Here is a 17,737-nt window from a genome sequence, read left to right as displayed (position 1 = left end):
GGCGGTGATTTACGGCTCTGCCGGAATTCTCACCCTCCTCGGTCTCGGCTGGACCCTCTGGCACGGGGTGCATGAGGGAGGGGTCGCGCTCGCCTTCGGGGGGCTCGTCGCCGTGGGGGAGCTTGCCCGGTGGGGGGCCGGGGGAAGCGACCGGGAGCCCGCGCCGCTCGGGGCCGCGGGCGCGCTCGCGTACGCGCTGCTCGGCGAGGTCGGGGGGCGGACCACGCACCACGGCGTCCTCCAGGTGATCGCCGTCGTCGTCGCGGCCGCGCTCGTCGGGGCCGTGCCGCACGTGGCGCTCGGCAAGGGGCCCGCCCTCGATCACGTGGCGCGGCGCGTGCTGACCGTCGGGTTCGCCGCCGCGTGCTTCCAACCGCTCTACAATGCGGGGAAGTTGGAGGAGTGGGTGGGCCAGGGGCCCGCCTTCGCCGTCGTCATCGCCGCGCTGCTCGTCCTGACCGCCCTGTGCGACGCCGTGCTCGCCGCGGCCATGGCCCACGCCCGTACCCTCTGGCCCTTCGGACCGCTCCTGCGCGACGAGCTGCGGGCCATGCTCGGCATCGGGTCCGCCGTCTGCGCGACAGGGGCCGTCATGGCGCTCGCGGTGGCCGTGACGGGGCTCTGGGCGCTGCCGGTGTTCAGCCTGCCGCTGCTCCTGACCCAGCTGTCCTTCGGGCGGTACGCCGCGGTGCGGACCACCTACCGGCAGACCATCACCTCGCTCGCCCGGTCCACCGAGATCGCCGGGTACACCCCGCAGGGCCACGCCCGCCGCGTCGCCGGGCTCAGCCGGGCCGTCGGGCGTGAGCTGGGCCTCTCGGAGCCCGACCTCGCCGTCCTGGAGTACGCGGCCCTCATGCACGACATCGGGCAGCTCTCCCTCGTCGACCCCGTGCCCGCGGGCGCCACCGCCTTCCTGCCGGACGCGGAACAGCGGCGGATCGCCCTGCTCGGGGGCGCCGTCGTGCGTCAGACGGGGGTGAAGGGCGACGTCGCCGTGGTCGTGGAGCGGCAGGCGGACCCGTACCGCGAGCAGCCGCTCACCGCCCGCATCGTGCGGGCCGCCAACGCGTACGACGAGATGGCCAGGGGAGAAGGTCCCACAGGCCCTCTCAACGCCCTGGAGCGGCTGCGTCTGGGCACCGGCCGCGACTACCAGCCCGAGGTGGTGGAAGCGCTGGCCCGCGTGCTTGCGCGGGGCGGTCATAGCTTGCCGTCGGCTGGGTAACCCATGGGTAATGAGCGGCCGTCCGACCGTACGTGGTTGGATGCAAAGAGGGCCCTCAGGGCACATCGGAACGCAGGACTCAAGTACCGGCAGGCGGGAATCGTGAGGATCTTCGGCAAGGGACGGCACCGGCCCTCCGCCTCATGGCGGCAGGCCACCGACCGCGCCTTCACGCTGATCGGCGACGGGCGGTACGAGGACGCGGGCGCTCTGCTGACCCGCGCGGCGGATCTGGAGCCGTGGCTCTCGGAGTCCTGGTTCAACCTCGCGCTGCTCCACAAGTTCCGGCACGACTGGGAGCAGGCGCGGGCCGCGGGCCTGCGGGCCGTCGCGCTGCTCGACCGGTCGCAGGGCGCCCCCGACTGGTGGAACGTGGGGATCGCCGCCACCGCCCTTCAGGACTGGCCGCTTGCCCGGCGCGCCTGGCAGGCGTACGGCCTGAAGGTGCCGGGCGGGGTGGCCGCCTCCGGGGAGCCCACCGGCATGGACCTGGGCAGCGCCGCCGTGCGGCTCTCGCCCGAGGGGGAGGCCGAGGTCGTGTGGGGGCGCAGGCTCGACCCCGCCCGCATCGAGGTGCTCTCCATTCCGCTGCCCTCCTCCGGGCGCCGCTGGGGCGAGGCCGTGCTGCACGACGGCGTTCCGCACGGCGAGCGGACGACGGGGGCCGGGGACTCGTATCCCGTCTTCGACGAGATCGAGCTGTGGGCGCCCTCACCGGTCCCCACCTGGGTGGTTCTCCTGGAGGCCGCCACCGAGGACGACCGGGACGCCCTGGAGAAGCTCGCCGCCGACGCGGGCTTCGCCGCCGAGGACTGGTCGTCGTCCGTACGGCTGCTGTGCCGCATGTGCTCCGAGAGCCGTATGCCGAGCGACGAGGGCGACGGCGAGCACCTGGACCCGCACGACCACAGCGAACCGGGCCACCCCGGACCGCTCGGCCACCGCAGCCCCGGCGCCCTGTGGGTGCCCGAGCGCGAGTGCGGCATCGCGGCGCCCGCGGCACTGGTGCGCGGGCTGCTCGACGGCTGGGTCGCGGACAGTCCGGACTCCCGTGACTGGCGGGATCTGGAAGAGGTCTGCTGACTCCTGGCCGTAGGCTGTACCGGCACTATCTCTTGTGGGTTCCCAGGAAGGCGTACGTCGGACAATGGCGCAGGACACTGAGCAGCAGGCCTCGGGCGGGGTCCTCCCCGTAGACGACGAGGGCTTCGTCATCGATACGGAGGACTGCGAGGAGCGGGAGACGGCCCACCGCGAGCGCGGCACGTCCCGGCCCATCACGGTCGTCGGCAACCCTGTGCTGCACAAGGAGTGCAAGGACGTCACCGCCTTCGACGACGAGCTCGCGCAGCTCGTCGCCGACATGTTCGCCAGCCAGCGGACCGCCGAGGGCGTGGGCCTGGCCGCCAACCAGATCGGCGTCGACCTGAAGGTCTTCGTCTACGACTGCATGGACGACGAGGGCCGCCGCCACGTCGGCGCGGTCTGCAACCCCGTGCTGCGCGAGGTCCCCGCCGACCGCCGCCAGCTGGACGAGTCGAACGAGGGCTGCCTCTCCGTGCCCACGGCCTACGCCGAGCTGGCCCGCCCGGACTACGCCGAGGTGACCGGGCAGGACGAGAAGGGCAACCCCATCAAGGTGCGGGGCACCGGCTACTTCTCGCGCTGCCTCCAGCACGAGACGGACCACCTGTACGGCTACCTCTACATCGACCGCCTGTCCAAGCGTGACCGCAAGGACGCGCTGCGGCAGATGGAAGAGGGCACACCGCGCTACCCCGTCGTGCCGAACGACTGAGTCGACACGACTGAGTCGACTCCAGGCACGCGCGCACCGCGAGCCACCTGCGGCCCCTGGCCGGGAACTCCTTCCCGGCCAGGGGCCGTTCGCATGAACCGGTCAGCTGTACGAGCAAAACAGGCTTCTGATGATCCAGATTCGGTCACGTAAGTGGATTTTCTCGGCACTGGGGGGTAGTGAATGGCGCAAATCTGTTCCCTGAACGGTCAGTTGTGGTGCTGAATGGAAAGCGCGGGGATACACAACGGCGCGCGCCTGGTACGGCGGGAGGGGCGCGCGTCCCCAGGCGGCTGAGAGGGGCTAGTCCGTGCCTGCATATTCATATGGCACTTCACCGACACAGCCACAGACACCGGCGGTATCCGTGCCACCGGCGCTGGCGCTCCCGGTGATCGAGGCAGATTTTCCACGACGACTGCATCCGTATTGGCCGGAGCTTCAGGAGAAGTCCAGGACATGGCTGCGCGAAATGCGGCTGATGCCCGCGGACAAGGTCGAGCGGTACGCCGACAGTCTGTGCTACACCGACCTGGTCGCCGGCTACTACATTGGCGCCCCCGATGAGTTGCTCAGCGCGATAGCCGACCTCAGCAGTTGGTTCTTCGCCTGGGACGACCGGCACGACCGCGACTCCGTGCACGGCAGGGCGGCGCAGTGGCGCCGGCTGTGCCGCGGACTCCACGAGACGCTCCGTGCGCCCCGGCAGCAACTGCGCCACCGCGACCCTCTGGTCGCGGGATTCGCGGACTGCGTCCTGCGGCTGTACTCGCACCTCGGGGCCAGCTGGAACGCCCGGTTCGCCAGGCACTTCCACAGCGTGATCGAGGCGTACGACCTGGAGTTCAGGAACCGCAGGACCGGGACGGTACCGACGGTCGAGGCCTACATTGAGTTGCGAAGGCTGACCTTCGCCCACTGGGCGTGGATCGACCTGCTCGAACCCACGGCGCGCCACGAACTGCCGCGGGACGTGCGGAAGCATCCGGCATATCGGCGGGCAGCGCTCGCCACGCAGGATTTCTCCGCCTGGTACAACGACCTGTGCTCACTCCCCAAGGAACTCGCGGGAGATGAATTGCACAATCTCGGGATCAGCCTGATCCAGCACGAGGGACTGTCCCTCGAAGAAGCCGTGGCGGAAGTCCACCGGCGGGTCACCGGTTGCATATCGGATTTCCTCGTGGCGGAGAAAGAAGTACGGTGCCTCGCCGGGAAATTGGACGACGGAAGTGCGCGTGGACGGGAACTCTCGGGCGCGGTGGAATCCTGCGTCTTCAACATGCGGAACTGGTTCTCATCGGTGTACTGGTTCCACCACGAATCCGGCCGCTATCGGGTGGACAGCTGGGACGACAGGTCCATTCCCCCGTATGTGAGCGACGCCGGAATGAGCGACTTGGCCGAAACTGAATTGGTTGGTGAGGAATGAGCGTCGAATCCGCGATACCCGCGACACCCGCGACAACCCCACCTCTCGTCGGCGGCGGCGCCCCGCTCATCGGGCACGCCTGGAACCTGGTGCGCGACCCGCTCGGCTTCCTCGCCGCGCTGCGCGACCACGGTGATCTCGTACGGATCAGGCTGGGACCCAAGACGGCGTACGCGGTCTGCGACCCGGAGCTGGTCGGACGGCTCCTGCGGAGCCCCGACTACATCGTCGGAGGGCCGCTCTGGGACACGCTGGAAGTCCTCCTCGGCAAGGGCGTGGCGACCAGCAACGGCAAGCTGCACCGGCGGCAGAGGCGCATGATGCAGCCCGCGTTCCGGCCCGAGCGCATCGCCGACTACGCCAAGGTGATGGAGGAGGAGGCCCGCGCCACGGCCGCGCGCTGGCAGCCGGGCGACACGGTCGACGTCGGCGCGGAGATGTTCCGCGCGGCCGTGCGCATCGTGTCCCGCTCGCTCCTGGAGGTCGACGCGATCGGCGAGAAGGCGGACCGCATCGCCGAGGCGCTGCACACCGTCTTCGAGGGGCTCTACCGGAGGATGGTCCTCTCGGTCGGGCCGCTGTACCGCGTGCCGACCCAGGGCAACCGCCGCTTCCAGAACGCGCTCGCCGATCTGCACGCGGTGGTCGACGAGATCGTCGCCGCGGGCAGGGCGGCGGATGCGAGCCAGGACGATCTGCTGTCCGAAATGCTGCGGGCGCGCGACGAGTCGGGGCAGCCGCTCAGCGACCAGGAGATCCACGACCACGTGATCTCGCTTGTCGTGGCGGGCGCCGAGAATATCGCGTCGACCCTGGCATGGACGTTCCATCTGCTGGCCGAACACCCCGAGCAGGAAAGGCGATTGGTTGAAGAGGTAAATTCCGTCGCGCAGGGCCGGGAGATCACATTCGCCGACCTCAAGGACCTGCCGCACACCCGAAATGTGGTCACCGAGGCCATGCGTATACAGCCCGCCGCCTGGATATTCACGCGCCGATCGGTGGGAGAAACCAACCTGGGCGGCTACCGCATTCCGGCCAACGCCGACATCGTCTACAGCGTGTACGCGATGCAGCGCGATCCGCGTTCCTTCGAGCAGCACCTGCGGTTCGACCCGGACCGCTGGAATCCGGAACGTGCTTCGGACGTACCGGAGTTCGCGATGATGCCGTTCGGCACCGGTAACCGCAAGTGCCCGGGCGACCACTTCAGCCTGGCCGAACTCGCCATCATCCTGGCGACGGTGGCCCCGAAGTGGCACCTGGCGCCGGTCCCGGAGACCGACGCCGACACGAAGATCGGCATCACGCTGCAGCCGAAGAAGCTCGTCCTTCGGGTCGAGAAGCGCTGACGGCGGGGCCGCGGAACGTGCGGCGGTAGGCGTTCGGTGTGGTGCCGAGCGCCCGCAGGAACTGGTGACGCATCGCCGCGGCGTTGCCGAAACCGGCACGCCCGGCGATGGCGTCCACCGTCTCGTCCGACCCTTCGAGCAACTCCTGCGCCAGGAGCACCCGTTGGCGCAGGAGCCAGCGGTAGGGCGTGGTGCCGGTCTCCTGCTGGAAGCGGCGCGCGAAGGTGCGCGGCGACATGTGCGCGCGCTCGGCGAGCTTCTCGACGGTGATGTCCGTGTCCAGATGGCGCTCCATCCAGGCGAGCACCCCGCCCACGGTGTCGCAGGCCGTGCGCGGCAGCGGGCGCGCCACGAACTGGGCCTGGCCGCCGTCGCGGTGGGGCGGTACGACCATGCGCCGGGCGATGGCGTTGGCGACCTCGGTGCCGTGTGCCTGGCGCACGATGTGCAGACAGGCGTCGATGCCGGCGGCGGTGCCCGCCGATGTGATCACCGGGCTCTCGTCCACGTACAGGACGTCGGGCTCGACGCGGGCGCGCGGATAGCGCACCGCGAGCTCCGTGGCGTGCTGCCAGTGCACGGCGCAGCGGCGGCCGTCGAGCAGGCCCGCGGCGCCGAGCACGAAGACGCCGGAGCAGACGGAGAGGACGCGGGCACCGCGGTCCACCGCGCGGCGCAGGGCGGCGAGCAGGTCCTCGGGGTAGTCGCGGTCCACGAACGACTGGCCCGCGGGCACGGCGATGAGATCGGCCTCTTCGAGCCGGTCGATGCCGTACGGAGTGGTGATCGTGAACCCCGCGTGATTGCTCAGGGGTCCGCTCTCACCGGCGACCACCGCGAAGTCGTACACGGGAAGGCCCTCGTCGCTCCGGTCGAGGCCGAACACCTCGCAGACCACGCCGAGTTCGAAGGGATTCACGCCGTCGAGCAGTACGGCGGCCACGTTCTTCAGAGTGTCTGCCTTCAGCATGTCCGCCAGTGTGCCGCAGGACTGGCAGTAAGTCGATGGTGTGTGGCAGTCCTGCCACTGACGCCACCGTCCGGCGCGCAGGACAGTGAGGACATGAACGCATTCCTGGATTACGCGACCGTCCTGACCGTCCTCCTCCTGCTGGCCGCACCCTCGCTCGTCGGGTACGTCCACGACCGCCGGATCGACCGCGAGCTGCGCGAGGCCCCCCGTTCCCCGCGCAGCTCACGGCAGTCGGACGGCCTAGAACTCGTCGTCGAAGGAGACCGAACCCTCGACCGCGACCTGGTAGGCCGAAGGACGCCGCTCGAAGAAGTTGGTCAGCTCCTGGACACCCTGGAGCTCCATGAACGAGAACGGGTTTGACGAGCCGTAGACCGGCGCGAAGCCCAGGCGCTGGAGCCGCTGGTCGGCGACGCACTGCAGGTATTCGCGCATGGAGTCGGTGTTCATGCCGGGCAGGCCCTCACCGCACAGGTCGCGCGCGAACTGCAGCTCGGCCTCGACGGCCTCCTTGAGCATGTCCGTGACCTGCGTCTGCAGCGCGTCGTCGAAGAGCTCGGGCTCCTCCTTGCGGACGGTGTCGACGACGTCGAAGGCGAAGCTCATGTGCATCGTCTCGTCGCGGAAGACCCAGTTCGTGCCGGTCGCCAGGCCGTGCAGCAGACCGCGCGAGCGGAACCAGTAGACGTAGGCGAAGGCACCGTAGAAGAAGAGCCCCTCGATGCACGCGGCGAAGCAGATCAGGTTCAGCAGGAAGCGGCGCCGGTCGGCCTTGGACTCCAGGCGGTCCATCTTCTCGACGGAGTCCATCCACCGGAAGCAGAACTCGGCCTTCTCGCGGATGGAGGGGATCTCCTCGACCGCGTCGAACGCGGCGGCGCGGTCGTCCGGGTCGGGCAGATAGGTGTCGAGCAGCGTCAGATAGAACTGGACGTGCACGGCCTCCTCGAAGAGCTGGCGGCTCAAGTAGAGCCGTGCCTCGGGGGAGTTGATGTGCTTGTAGAGCGTGAGCACGAGGTTGTTGGAGACGATCGAGTCGCCGGTCGCGAAGAACGCGACCAGACGGCCGATCATGTGCTGCTCGCCGGGCGAGAGCTTGGCGAGGTCGGCGACGTCCGAGTGGAGGTCGACCTCCTCGACGGTCCAGGTGTTCTTGATCGCGTCCCGGTAGCGCTCGTAGAAGTCCGGGTAGCGCATGGGACGCAGGGTCAGCTCGAAGCCCGGGTCGAGGAGGTTCTTCTCGGCGTTGGTGGTGGAGCTCATTACTGGCAGGCCTCGCAGGACTCGGGGTTTTCCAGGGAGCAGGCGACGGCCTCTTCGGCCGATGCCTGCGCAGGTACGGGGGCGGGGGTGGGCTCGGCGGCCTCGGTGCGGCCGGCCGCCGCGCGGGCGATCCGGGTCGCGGGGCGCGAGCGCAGGTAGTACGTGGTCTTCAGACCCTGCTGCCAGGCGTACGCGTACATCGAGGAGAGCTTGCCGATGGTCGGCGTCTCCAGGAACAGGTTCAGGGACTGCGCCTGGTCCAGGAACGGCGTGCGCGCGGCGGCCATGTCGATCAGGCCGCGCTGCGGGATCTCCCACGCGGTGCGGTAGAGCTCGCGCACCTCGGCGGGGATCCAGCTGAAGCCCTGCACCGAGCCGTTGGCCTCGCGCAGCGCCTCACGGGTCTGCGCGTCCCAGACGCCGAGCCGCTTGAGCTCCTGCACCAAGTAGGCGTTGACCTGGAGGAATTCACCGCTCAGCGTCTCGCGCTTGAACAGGTTGGAGACCTGCGGCTCGATGCACTCGTACACGCCCGCGATGGACGCGATCGTGGCGGTCGGCGCGATCGCCAGGAGGAGCGAGTTGCGCATGCCGGTCACGGCGATGCGTTCCCGCAGCGCGGCCCAGCGCTCCGGCCAGGCCGGCTCGACGCCGTAGTGGTCGGGGTGCAGGACACCGCGCGCGGTGCGGGTCTTCTCCCAGGCGGGGAGCGGACCGTTGCGCTCTGCCAGGTCGGCGGACGCCTCGTACGCGGCGAGCATGATCCGCTCGGCGATGCGCGTCGAGAGGGCGCGCGCCGCGGGGGAGTCGAAGGGCAGCTTCAGCTGGAAGAAGACGTCCTGAAGCCCCATGGCGCCCAGGCCCACCGGACGCCACCTGGCGTTGGAGCGTCCGGCCTGCTCGGTCGGGTAGAAGTTGATGTCGACGACGCGGTCGAGGAACGTGACGGCGGTACGGACGGTCTCGTCGAGCCGCTCCCAGTCGATGTCACCGGCGGCGGTGTCCACGAAGGCGCCGAGGTTCACCGAACCGAGGTTGCAGACGGCCGTCTCCCCGTCGTCCGTCACCTCCAGGATCTCCGTGCAGAGGTTGGAGGAGTGGACCGTGTGGCCGGGCTCCGCCGTCTGGTTGGCGGTGCGGTTGGCGGCGTCCTTGAACGTCATCCAGCCGTTGCCGGTCTGCGCGAGAGTGCGCATCATGCGGCCGTACAGGTCACGGGCCGGGATGGTCTTGCGGGCGAGCCCGTCCGCCTCGGCCTTGCGGTAGGCGGCGTCGAACTCGTCGCCCCACAGGTCGACCAGCTCGGGCACGTCGGCCGGCGAGAACAGCGACCAGTCCTGGCTCGCGGCGACCCGGCGCATGAACTCGTCCGGGATCCAGTGCGCGAGGTTGAGGTTGTGCGTGCGCCGCTGGTCCTCACCCGTGTTGTCGCGCAGCTCCAGGAACTCCTCGATGTCGGAGTGCCACGTCTCCAGGTAGACCGCGGCGGCGCCCTTGCGGCGGCCGCCCTGGTTCACGGCGGCGACGGAGGCGTCCAGGGTCTTGAGGAACGGGACGATGCCGTTGGAGTGGCCGTTCGTGCCGCGGATCAGTGAACCGCGGGCGCGGATGCGGGAGTACGAGAGGCCGATGCCGCCCGCGTGCTTGGAGAGGCGGGCGACCTGGTGGTAGCGGTCGTAGATGGAGTCCAGCTCGTCCAGCGGGGAGTCGAGGAGGTAGCAGGAGGACATCTGCGGGTGGCGGGTGCCGGAGTTGAAGAGCGTCGGCGAGGACGGCAGGTAGTCCAGGCGGCTCATCAGGCGGTACAGGGCGGCGACTTCGTCCACCGAGCGCGTACTGCCGTCCTCTGCCAGGCCGCTCGCCACGCGCAGCATGAAGTGCTGCGGGGTCTCGATGACATGCCGGGTGATCGGGTGGCGCAGGAGATAGCGGCTGTGCAGGGTGCGCAGGCCGAAGTAGCCGAAGCGGAAGTCGGCGCCGTCCTGAAGCGCCGCCTCCACGAGAGTGTCGAGGTGCTCCGCGTGGTCGGTGACGAACGCGGCGGTGCGGTCCGCGATCAGGCCCTCGCGGTGCCCCACGGCGACCGAGTCCGAGAAGGAGCGCACGCCCTGCGACGCGGCCTCGTCACGGATGCTGAGGCTGAGCAGCCTGGCCGCGAGCTGCGAGTACGTCGGGTCCTCGGAGATGAGACCGGCTGCGGCCTCGGTAGCCAGCTCCCGCAGCTCCGCCAGATCCGCTCGGGCCGAACGCCCACGCAGCGCGGCGGCGGCGACGCGGCCGGGGTCGGCGTCGGGGAGGTCGACGGTGAGTTCGGTCAGGGTACGCAGCAGCGCGGTTCCTGGGCCGTCGGCGGTCTGCTGACCGTCGGTGGTCTGCGCTGACGCAGGTTCGGCTGGCGCGATGGTCACGTGGAGCACTCCCTCGCTCGGCTCAGAGCCTTGGGGAGGGGAAGGTGACGCACGGGCGCGCCCAGGGCAGGGCTGTGCTCCGCGTCCACCAGCCCATTCCACGAGGCCCGGACGTCGTTGGCACCCGGACCGGTCGGAACGGGTGCGCTGTCGACAGGTCTTCGGACTCGTGGGCACGACAAATGCGTACTCATACACCGTTGCGGGACAGTTCCGGACTTGCACCGGATTCCCCTGCGGCGACAGCGAGCACGAGCATACATCTTGTGCTGGCTCTGAGAAGCAGCCCCACATCTTGTGTCGGCACTGCGTACCACACACACAAGTGCGGGCCGCCGGATTCCTCCGGCGGCCCGCCTGGCGTGCTGATCGGTGTGGGGGAGAGGCTCAGTGCCCGGCAGGCGCCCCGGCCGTGGCCGGCGGCAGCTCCTCAACGACACCCGGGTCGCCCGCGTCCGCGGTGTAGTCCCCGGGAGAGGTCTCGTCGATGCCGTCAGGGGCCTTCATGGCGCGCAGGACGAAGGTCATGACCACGGTGACCACCACGTTCAGGACGAACGCCGTGAGGCCGATGTAGCCGATCTCGCCGATGCCGGGAATCTCGTCGGACGAGCCGCCGAAGTGCTTCTGCGTCGGCGAGGCGACGCCGTACGCGGCGACCGTGCCGTAGACCATGCCGACCGCCCAGCCCGCGAGCAGCGCCCAGCGGTGGAACCACCGTGTGAACAGGCCGCCGACCAGCGCGGGCATGGTCTGCAGGATCCAGATGCCGCCCAGGAGCTGGAAGTTGATCGCGACCGTCTTGTCCATGGTGAGGACGAAGGCGAGCGCGCCGACCTTCACCAGGAGCGAGACCAGCTTGGAGACCTTGGTCTCCTGCGCGGGTGTCGCGTCCGGCTTGATGAAGTCCTTGTAGATGTTCCTGGTGAAGAGATTCGCGGCCGCGATGGACATGATGGCGGCCGGCACGAGCGCGCCGATGCCGATCGCCGCGAACGCGACGCCGGTGAACCAGTCGGGGAACATCGTCTCGAACAGCTGCGGGATCGCCAGCTGCCCGTTCTCGACCTTGACCCCGGCCGCGATCGCCATGAAGCCGAGCAGCGCGAGCAGGCCCAGCATCAGCGAGTAGAGCGGCAGGATCGTGGTGTTGCGGCGGATCACGTTGCGGCTCTTGGAGGAGAGCGTCGCCGTGATCGAGTGCGGGTACATGAACAGCGCGAGCGCGGAGCCGAGCGCGAGCGTGGCGTAGGTCCACTGACCCGCGTGGCCCGGCGCGAGACCCGCGACGGGCTTGCCCGCCGCCTCGTTCGCCGACGAGAACTTGTCGTTCGCCGCCTGGAAGATCTCGTCGAAGCCGCCGAGCTTGATCGGGATGTAGATGATCGCGACGGCGATGACGAGGTAGATCAGGCCGTCCTTCACGAACGCGATCAGCGCGGGGGCGCGCAGACCCGACGAGTACGTGTACGCGGCGAGCACCGCGAACGCGATCAGGAGCGGCAGGTCCTTGATGAACCAGTTCGTGTCCGGACCGCCGCCGACGCCCATGACGTCGAGGACGGCCTGGATGCCGACCAGTTGGAGCGCGATGTACGGCATCGTGGCGAGGATGCCGGTGACCGCGACGGCAAGGGAGAGCCCCTTGGAGCCGAAGCGCCCGCGCACGAAGTCCGAGGTGGTCACGTATCCGTGCTTGTGCGACACCGACCACAGGCGCGGCAGGAAGGTGAAGATCAGCGGGTAGACGAGGATCGTGTACGGCACCGCGAAGAAGCCGGCCGCGCCCGCCGCGTAGATCGCCGCCGGGACGGCCACGAAGGTGTACGCGGTGTAGAGGTCGCCGCCGAGCAGGAACCACGTGACCCAGGTGCCGAACGAGCGGCCTCCCAGGCCCCATTCGTCCAGGCTCTCGGTCTCGGCCTTGCGCCAGCGCGCGGCCAGGAAGCCCATCGCCGTGACGGCGGCGAAGAAGAAGATGAAGACGGCGAGGGCGATGCCGTTGACGCCGCCCGTGTCCGCTGCGAGCTCGTTCATCGGGTCGCACCCCCCTGGGCCTGCTCGGCCTTGCGGGCGCGCTGGTCACGCTGCCACAGTTTGTACGCGATCATGGTGAGAGCGGTGGATATGAGCACCCACAGCATCTGGTACCAGTAGAAGAACGGGATGCCGATGAAGGTCGGTTCGACCTTCGCGTAGGAGCTCACCCAGAGCATCGCCACGAACGGCGCGACGAGGCAGAGGGCAATGACCACGCGGACCGGCGTGATCACCGGTCTGCTCACTTCAGGCGCATCTGACACTTCGCGGCTCCGCTCCCTCGCTTATCCCACCTTTAACGTGCGGGAAATCTAAGCGAGAGGATTGATCTATGGAACCCCCGTCCGGATACCGGACGGGCCGCGATGTCCTCGACATGCCTGCTCAGCAGCAGCGGAACCCCTGCCTGGGGTCTGACTCCTGTTGGTCCGTCCGCTTTCGCTCGAACTCCCTCCGGGACGGGACGGATGCCCCGGGATGCGTCTTCCGCGTGTGCGCGACATAACGGTCGTACGCGGACTCGTCGGTCAACTCCCGTGCGTACCATCGCACCCAGCGCAGTCCGCGAAGCACCCACGTCATGACGGGGCCTTCGCGTCGCTGGTGACCTTCGCTTCGGCCGCCGCCAGTTCCGCCTTCTCCTCCTGGGTCGGGATGAGCCCGGCCGGCGCGGTCAGCTTCGACTCGACGTACTCCGCCTCGCTCAGCTTGGACGACTGCGGGTTGCGGACGTGCTTCACGCAGATCCGGGCCGCGTCCGCGATCACGATGACGATGAGCAGGGCGAGCGTCGCCGAAAGGACGCCGTCCACCGTGGAGTTGGTGACGACGGTGTGCATGTCGTCCATGGACTTGGCGGGCGGCAGGATCTTCCCGTCGTCGATCGCGTCCTGGTAGATCGAACGCTGCTTGAAGAAGCCGACGCGCGGATCGCTGGAGAACACCTTCTGCCAGCTCGCGGTGAGCGTCACCGTGGCGTCCCAGGCGAGCGGAATGCCCGTGATCCAGGCCCACTTGAGGCGTCCGGACTTCACCAGGAGCGTCGTGCAGACGGCGAGCGCGACCGCGGCCAGGAGCTGGTTGGAGATGCCGAAGATCGGGAAGAGCTGGTTGATCCCGCCGAGCGGCTCGTGCACGCCCACCCACAGGAAGTAGCCCCACAGGCCGGTGACGACCGCACTCGTGATGATGAGTCCGGGCTTCCAACTGACCCTCTTGAAGGGCTTGTAGACGTTCCCGAGCATGTCCTGGAGCATGAAGCGGCCCACGCGCGTGCCCGCGTCGAGCGCGGTCAGGATGAACAGCGCCTCAAACATGATCGCGAAGTGGTACCAGAACGCCTTCATGGAGCCGCCGGTGACCTTCGAGAAGATCTCGGAGACACCGACCGCGAGCGTGGGCGCGCCACCGGTGCGCGAGAGCAGCGAGGACTCCTCGACGTTCTTGGCGGCCTGCGCCAGGTCTTCGGGGGAGATGGAGTACCCGAATCCGGCGACGGCCTGGGACGCGGCCTGGACGTTGTCCCCGATGACGCCCGCGGGCGCGTTCATCGCGAAGTACAGCCCGGGGTCGATGATGCTCGCCGCGATGAGCGCCATCACCGCGACCGCCGACTCCATCAGCATGGAGCCGTAGCCGATCATCCGGATCTGCGTCTCCTTCTGGACCATCTTCGGCGTCGTGCCCGAGGAGATCAGCGCGTGGAAGCCGGACAGGGCCCCGCAGGCGATGGTGATGAAGACGAACGGGAAGAGCGATCCCGCGAAGACGGGCCCGTCGCCGCGCGAGGCGAAGTCGGTCACCGGGTCCATCTTCAGCGTCGGCAGCGTGAAGACGACGCCGAGCGCGAGCAGCAGGATCGTGCCGATCTTCATGAAGGTGGAGAGATAGTCGCGCGGCGCGAGCAGCATCCACACCGGCAGGATCGATGCGATGAATCCGTACGCCACCAGCCAGATGACCAGTGTCGACGGCGCGAGCGTGAACGTATCCGCGAGGGACGACTCGGCGACCCATCGCCCGGCGACGAGTGCGAGCAGCAGCAGCGCGATCCCGATGAGGGAGACCTCGCTGACCCGCCCTGGCCGCAGGATCCGCAGGTAGAAGCCCATGAACAGCGCGATCGGAATGGTCATCGCGATGGAGAAGGTGCCCCACGGCGAGTCCGCGAGCGCGTTGACGATGACGAGCGCGAGCACCCCGAGCAGGATGATCATGATGGCGAAGGCGGCGAGCAGCGCCGCGGCCCCGCCGAAGGGACCGATCTCCTCGCGCGCCATCTGGCCGAGCGACTTGCCGTCACGCCGCGTGGAGAAGAAGAGGACGACCATGTCCTGCACGGCGCCCGCGAAGATCACGCCGACGATGATCCAGATCGTGCCCGGCAAGTACCCCATCTGCGCGGCCAGTACGGGCCCCACGAGCGGCCCCGCGCCCGCGATCGCCGCGAAGTGGTGGCCGAGCAGGACGCGGCGGTCGGTCGGGTGGTAGTCGATGCCGTTGTCCAGGCGCTCCGCGGGAGTGGCCCGGTTCTTGTCGACCTTCAGGACGCGATGGACGATGAACTTCGAGTAGAAGCGATAGGCGATCGCGTACGAGCCGACGGCCGCGGCCACCATCCAGGCGGCCGACACCTCCTCGTCGCGCGAGAGCGCGAGCACGGTCCAGCCCGCGGCGCCCACCAGCGCGACGAGGGTCCAGATGACGATGGATCGGGGATTCGCTGTGCGCACCGGGTCGTCCTCCCGTTCATCATGCGATGACGGGAGGAACGTAGAGCAGCACGGTGATCTGCGCCAGACCCCGGAAGAGTCCTTCGGGAGGAACGGGTCAGTCCGTGGGGCGCTTGAGGCGTGCCACGAACTTGTAGCGGTCGCCGCGGTAGACCGAACGGACCCACTCCACCGGCTGGCCGCCGCCGTCCAGGGAGTGCCGGGACAGGAGCAGCATCGGCAGGCCGACGTCCGTGCCGAGCAGGCCCGCCTCGCGCGGCGTCGCGAGCGAGGTCTCGATCGTCTCCTCGGCCTCCGCGAGATGGACGTCGTACACCTCGGCGAGTGCCGTGTAGAGGGAGGTGTACTTGACCAGTGAGCGGCGCAGGGCGGGGAAGCGCTTGGCCGAGAGGTGCGTGGTCTCGATGGCCATCGCCTCGCCGTTGGCCAGGCGCAGCCGCTCGATCCTGAGCACCCGGCCGCCCGCGGAGATGTCGAGCAGTCCGGCGAGGGTGTCGTCGGCGGTGATGTACCCGATGTCCAGGAGCTGCGAGGTGGGTTCGAGGCCCTGGGCCCTCATGTCCTCGGTGTACGAGGTGAGTTGCAGCGCCTGGGAGACCTTCGGCTTGGCCACGAAGGTGCCCTTGCCCTGGATCCGCTCCAGGCGGCCCTCGACGACCAGCTCCTGAAGGGCCTGGCGGACCGTCGTGCGCGAGGTGTCGAACTCGGCGGCCAGGGTGCGCTCCGGGGGGACCGGGGTGCCGGGCGGCAGCGTCTCCGTCATGTCGAGCAAGTGGCGCTTCAGGCGGTAGTACTTGGGCACGCGCGCGGTGCGGCCGACTCCCGTGGCCGCCCCGGTGTCCGTGGCCGAGGACGCGCCCGCGTCGGTTCCCGTACTGCCCGCGTCTGTGCCCATGCTCTGCCTTCCCGGCTCCTGTGCTGCTGCCGTCACCGGCTCCTCCGTCTGTCGCGGCTCACATCGTGGCACGTACCGGGCTGGGCGGACCGTGCCCGCTCAGGTGTCGGTCCGATAACGGACCTGACAGCCCTTCTTATACACCCTTGACACCCCTAAAGGTCTAGGCCAAGCTCCCCGTACTGGTCTACACCATTAAAGACCAGGTTCCAGTCCCACGGGCAGATCTCGGTCCATTTGGTCGCTGCGGGTGGGGGGTTGACTGGCATCCCTTGAGGAGGGTGACGTGAAGCGCAAGCTCATAGCGGCCATCGGTGTCGCGGGCATGTTGGTCTCGATCGCGGCCTGTGGCAGCGACGACAGCGACGACAAGAAGGCCGGGGCGGACGGCTTCAAGGGGGAGACCCTGACGCTCTGGGCGATGGACGGCTCCACGCCCGCCGGCTGGACCAAGGACGTCAAGGCCGCCTTCGAGAAGAAGACCGGCGCCAAGCTGAAGCTCGAAGTCCAGCAGTGGAACGGCATCCAGCAGAAGCTGACCACGGCCCTCTCCGAGGAGAACCCGCCGGACGTCTTCGAGATCGGCAACACCCAGACCGCCGCGTACGCCAAGACCGGCGGCCTCGCCGACCTGAGCGACCTCAAGGAAGGGGTCGGCGCCGACTGGACCGAGTCGATCAACAAGTCCTCGGTCGTGGACGGCAAGCAGTACGCCGCCCCGTGGTTCGTCCTGAACCGCGTCGTGATCTACAACAAGAAGGTCTGGGCCGACGCCGGCATCAAGGAGACCCCCAAGACCCGCGCCGAGTTCCTCAAGGACCTCAAGGCGATCGAGTCCAAGACGGACGCCGAGCCGATCTACCTGCCGGGCCAGAACTGGTACCACTTCGTCGGCCTGACCATCGGTGAGGGCGCCGAACTGGTCAAGAAGGACGGCGACAAGTACGTCTCCAACCTGACCGACCCCAAGGTCGCCAAGGCCATGAAGACGTACAAGGAGTTCGCGGACCTCTCCAAGGCCCCCAAGAACAAGGACGAGGCAACCCCGCAGCAGGCCGAGGTCTTCGCCAAGGGCAAGACCGGCGCCTTCATCGGTATGAGCTGGGAGGCCGCGACCGCGATCGAGGCCAGCAAGGACAAGAAGTTCAAGGACAACATCGGCTACTTCACCATCCCCGGTGCCACGGCCGACAAGCCCGAGGGCGTCTTCCTCGGCGGCTCGAACCTCGCCGTCGCCGCGACCAGCAAGAAGCAGGAGCTCGCCAAGGAGTTCCTGAAGATCGCGCTGAACGACAAGTTCGAGGGTGCGCTCGCCAAGGAAGGCGGCGTCATCCCGAACAAGCAGGCCCTGGAGGCCCAGCTCAAGGGCAACCCGGCCGCCGAGGCCATGGCCCCCGCCACCGCGGGCGGCGGCACCACGCCGCTGATCCCGGAGTGGGCAGCGGTGGAGAACCCGCCGAACCCGATCAAGAACTACATGACCGCGGTGCTGAACGGTAAGTCGAACGACGCGGCCGCCAAGCAGGTCGAGGGCGAGCTCAACAAGCGCCTGTCGCAGAAGCAGTAAGGACGCGCTCCTGCCGGGGACTTCGGGCCCGGGGTGTCACCCGCCCCCG

At 68.8% G+C, this 17,737-nt stretch carries 14 protein-coding genes and 1 riboswitch; of the genes, 6 read left to right on the top strand and 8 right to left on the bottom strand.

Translation table 11 applies throughout. The features are described 5' to 3' along the window. Positions 1-4 precede the first annotated feature (4 nt). From M4V62_RS15495 to M4V62_RS15475, 5 genes are all read left to right on the top strand, one after another. Positions 5-1,228 (top strand): HD-GYP domain-containing protein, encoded by a 1,224-nt coding sequence (locus M4V62_RS15495; RefSeq protein WP_425575228.1) that lies wholly within the window; start codon positions 5-7, stop codon positions 1,226-1,228. Between the two features lie 102 nt (positions 1,229-1,330). After that, positions 1,331-2,311 (top strand): tetratricopeptide repeat protein, encoded by a 981-nt coding sequence (locus M4V62_RS15490; protein WP_249587849.1) that lies wholly within the window; start codon positions 1,331-1,333, stop codon positions 2,309-2,311. A 64-nt stretch (positions 2,312-2,375) separates the two neighbouring features. Next, on the top strand, positions 2,376-3,026 hold the full coding sequence (gene def / locus M4V62_RS15485) for a peptide deformylase (RefSeq protein WP_249587848.1): 651 nt from the start codon (positions 2,376-2,378) through the stop codon (positions 3,024-3,026). A gap of 310 nt (positions 3,027-3,336) precedes the next feature. Further along, the gene (gene cyc1, locus M4V62_RS15480; protein ID WP_249587847.1) at positions 3,337-4,458 is read left to right on the top strand and encodes an epi-isozizaene synthase; all 1,122 of its coding nucleotides are present in this window, start codon (positions 3,337-3,339) and stop codon (positions 4,456-4,458) included. After that, complete coding sequence (locus tag M4V62_RS15475) at positions 4,455-5,810, top strand: bifunctional albaflavenone monooxygenase/terpene synthase (protein WP_249587846.1); 1,356 nt, start codon at positions 4,455-4,457, stop codon at positions 5,808-5,810. Before cyc1 ends, M4V62_RS15475 begins: the two co-directional genes overlap by 4 nt. Here M4V62_RS15475 and M4V62_RS15470 read toward each other — a convergent pair. From M4V62_RS15470 to M4V62_RS15435, 8 genes are all read right to left on the bottom strand, one after another. After that, positions 5,764-6,780, bottom strand: a complete 1,017-nt coding sequence (locus M4V62_RS15470) for a helix-turn-helix domain-containing protein (protein ID WP_249587845.1) — start codon at positions 6,778-6,780, stop codon at positions 5,764-5,766. The genes M4V62_RS15475 and M4V62_RS15470 overlap by 47 nt on opposite strands. 243 nt (positions 6,781-7,023) lie before the next feature. Next, the gene (locus M4V62_RS15465) at positions 7,024-8,046 is read right to left on the bottom strand and encodes a ribonucleotide-diphosphate reductase subunit beta (protein WP_249587844.1); all 1,023 of its coding nucleotides are present in this window, start codon (positions 8,044-8,046) and stop codon (positions 7,024-7,026) included. Continuing rightward, positions 8,046-10,454 carry a ribonucleoside-diphosphate reductase subunit alpha gene (locus M4V62_RS15460; protein WP_249587843.1) on the bottom strand — a complete coding sequence of 803 codons (2,409 nt, stop codon included), beginning with the start codon at positions 10,452-10,454 and terminating at the stop codon, positions 8,046-8,048. The genes M4V62_RS15465 and M4V62_RS15460 overlap by 1 nt, the downstream gene beginning before the upstream one ends. Before the next feature lie 135 nt (positions 10,455-10,589). Further along, positions 10,590-10,713: riboswitch (cobalamin riboswitch) on the bottom strand. 128 nt (positions 10,714-10,841) lie between these two features. Continuing rightward, the gene (mctP, locus tag M4V62_RS15455; RefSeq protein WP_249587842.1) at positions 10,842-12,491 is read right to left on the bottom strand and encodes a monocarboxylate uptake permease MctP; all 1,650 of its coding nucleotides are present in this window, start codon (positions 12,489-12,491) and stop codon (positions 10,842-10,844) included. Further along, on the bottom strand, positions 12,488-12,757 hold the full coding sequence (locus M4V62_RS15450) for a DUF3311 domain-containing protein (protein WP_249587841.1): 270 nt from the start codon (positions 12,755-12,757) through the stop codon (positions 12,488-12,490). Before M4V62_RS15450 ends, mctP begins: the two co-directional genes overlap by 4 nt. Before the next feature lie 121 nt (positions 12,758-12,878). Continuing rightward, positions 12,879-13,076: a YbdD/YjiX family protein gene (locus tag M4V62_RS15445; RefSeq protein WP_249587840.1), complete on the bottom strand. Its 198-nt coding sequence runs from the start codon at positions 13,074-13,076 to the stop codon at positions 12,879-12,881. Next, entirely contained in the window at positions 13,073-15,226 is a 2,154-nt protein-coding gene (locus M4V62_RS15440; RefSeq protein WP_249587839.1) for a carbon starvation CstA family protein, read from the bottom strand. Before M4V62_RS15440 ends, M4V62_RS15445 begins: the two co-directional genes overlap by 4 nt. Before the next feature lie 97 nt (positions 15,227-15,323). Then, positions 15,324-16,121 carry a GntR family transcriptional regulator gene (locus tag M4V62_RS15435; RefSeq protein WP_249587838.1) on the bottom strand — a complete coding sequence of 266 codons (798 nt, stop codon included), beginning with the start codon at positions 16,119-16,121 and terminating at the stop codon, positions 15,324-15,326. 286 nt (positions 16,122-16,407) lie between these two features. On the opposite strand from M4V62_RS15435, the gene M4V62_RS15430 reads away from it, so the two are divergent. Next, complete coding sequence (locus tag M4V62_RS15430; protein WP_249587837.1) at positions 16,408-17,688, top strand: extracellular solute-binding protein; 1,281 nt, start codon at positions 16,408-16,410, stop codon at positions 17,686-17,688. Positions 17,689-17,737: the final 49 nt, after the last annotated feature.

It is taken from the genome of Streptomyces durmitorensis (assembly GCF_023498005.1).
Taxonomy (GTDB): domain Bacteria; phylum Actinomycetota; class Actinomycetes; order Streptomycetales; family Streptomycetaceae; genus Streptomyces; species Streptomyces durmitorensis.
This window is presented reverse-complemented; position numbering and strand designations above follow the sequence as displayed.